A 1,017-nucleotide genomic window follows, 5' to 3' on the forward strand; every position below is an offset into this window, starting at 1 on the left:
TGTGATGAAAACTATATAAAATATGCTGCAGTGACAATACAAAGTATCATCGCAAATATCAATAAAAAGCTAGAATCTAGCAATATAAATGATGCAGATAATGTAAATAGCGCCATTTCTATCGGGGGGGGGCAAACATATAGAATCTAAAGACATAGATTCTAATATCACTTCTTTTTGCTTCCATATCATCACAGAGCCATTACCTGATAAAACCACCAAAAAGCTTAAAGTCCTAGAATCCAATCTAAACACCATATTTCCTGCACAAATTATCACGCATTATACTTCACAAGAGAGGTTTAGTCACTTAACTGCTTGGGGGGAAAATCAAAACTTTACTACATACTTTAGGCTATTGCTAACAGATTTTATTGATGAAAGTGTAGAGCATGTGTTATATTTAGATTCTGATATTTTAGTGATGTGTGATATACGAGAGCTTTGGGATGTGGATTTTGAGGGGAATACTGCGCTTGTAGTAAAAAGCATAGGGACACCAAACAAGGAGCGGATTGCAGAGATTGGGTTTAAGAATATGGATAAATATTTTAATGCTGGTGTGATGATGATAAATATGAAAGGGTGGGAAAAGCTCCCTTTGGAAAATATTTTTTCTATCAACTCAAATATGCAAGACCAAGATTTTTTAAACCACATCATAGATGGCAAAGTAAAAATTCTACCATTTGCATGGAATATGCAGTGGATTGATAAAAGCGGTTTGGTGTTTGATAAAATATCATTAGAAAAATATAAAATTCTTTCCACAATTTCTGAAAAAGAGTTTGATGAAGCCACCAAAAATCCAAAAATTTTACATTTTCTTTTCTATAAACCATGGCATACTAAAAATTGGAGGAAGGGTATACCAACAGTACATCCATATGCCAAAGAATGGATGAGAGTAGCTAGGATGACACCTTTTGGAAGTGAGATATATGGCAACTATATAAAAGAAGCTATCAAAACAACAATATCTTTGTCTTTGCAAAAATATATGCCGTTGGTTTATGG

At 33.4% G+C, this 1,017-nt stretch carries 1 protein-coding gene; it reads left to right on the forward strand.

From position 1 onward, the window contains the following. Window positions 1-190: 190 nt before the first annotated feature. Window positions 191-1,017, forward strand: an 827-nt coding sequence (locus tag BKN38_RS10050; protein WP_301335554.1) for a glycosyltransferase, incomplete at its 3' end; no start/stop codon positions are given.

This window comes from Helicobacter sp. CLO-3 (genome assembly GCF_001854545.1).
In the GTDB taxonomy this organism is placed as follows: Bacteria; Campylobacterota; Campylobacteria; order Campylobacterales; family Helicobacteraceae; genus Helicobacter_B.